Origin of the sequence: Streptomyces sp. NPDC006265, assembly GCF_040613555.1 — a bacterium.
Lineage (GTDB): Bacteria > Actinomycetota > Actinomycetes > Streptomycetales > Streptomycetaceae > Streptomyces.
Genome location: NZ_JBEXSH010001515.1, coordinates 1 through 1,102 on the forward strand (window position 1 = coordinate 1; position 1,102 = coordinate 1,102).

A 1,102-nucleotide genomic window follows, 5' to 3' on the forward strand; every position below is an offset into this window, starting at 1 on the left:
TTCACCGGCGTGCCCCGGATGGTCACCGAGTACGGCGTGCGCCTGCGGACGCACTACCTCACCACCCCGGACGCCCCGCCCGCCGTACGGTCCCTGCTGGCGGCCTTCCAAGGCCGGCTCGCGGCCGAGGCCTACGGGCGGGCCGAGGTCGTCACCGCCGGCAACACCCACACCCGCCGCTGGCAGGAGCGCTGCGGGGCCGACCGCGAGAAGCTCCGCACGGTCTACCCCGGCATGGACGCCCGGCCCTTCGCCGAGGTGGGCGAGTCCCCGGACTGCGCCGACCCGGACATGCTCCTCTGGGTCGGCCGCGTCGAGCCCGCCAAAGACCTGGTCTCGCTGCTGCACGCCTTCGCGGAGGTCCGCAAGCGGCAGCCGAAGACGCGCCTGCGGATCGTCGGCACCCCCACCGGCCCCGAGGGCGCGGCTTACCTCGGTCACTGCAGGTCGCTGGCCGCCCAGCTCTTCCCCGACGAGGCCGAGGGCCCGCACGCGGCCGGCGACAACCCGGTGTCCTTCGAGGAGATCGGCGGCCCCGGCCTCCCGGTCGTCGCCGACGCCTACGCCTCGAGTGCCGTGACCGTACTCTCCAGCGTCGTCGAGGGCTTCCCCGTCGGTCTCGCCGAGGCCATGCTCTGCGGGCGAGCGACGGTGTCGACGGACGTCGGCGCGGTCGTCGAGGTCATCGGCGGCACGGGGCTCGTCGTACCGCCGCGCAATCCGCGGGCGCTCGCCGAGGCGTGCGTGGCACTGCTGCGTGATCCCGAGCGCCGTGCACGCCTGGGCGCCGCCGCTCGCGCCCGTGCCCTCGAACTGTTCACGGTCGAGCAGAACATCGAGGCATTTCACGGCATTTACCTGGAGATCGTCTCGCGCGCGCCCGTCCGCCGGGTCGTCCTCGACGGAGCGGGGGAGCCGCTGCCGTTCTCGGTTCCCGCCGAGGCGCATGTGCCCGTCCGCTGGGCCACCGCGTCCCCCCGCCTCGCAGCCCGCAGCGGCCCCGGCTGGGCGGCGGGCCGGCCCGTACGTGCCACCACTCCCGTACCCGCCCCGGAGGGAGCGCGATGAGCGGCCTGGGCGAACTGGGCCGGCGGGGAGCCCC

General features: G+C 75.2%; 1 protein-coding gene. It reads left to right on the forward strand.

All coding sequences use genetic code 11. From position 1 onward, the window contains the following. The coding region (locus ABZ281_RS50285; protein WP_356665628.1) for a glycosyltransferase at positions 1–1,068 on the forward strand (1,068 nt) is incomplete at its 5' end. Between the last annotated feature and the right edge of the window lie 34 nt (positions 1,069–1,102).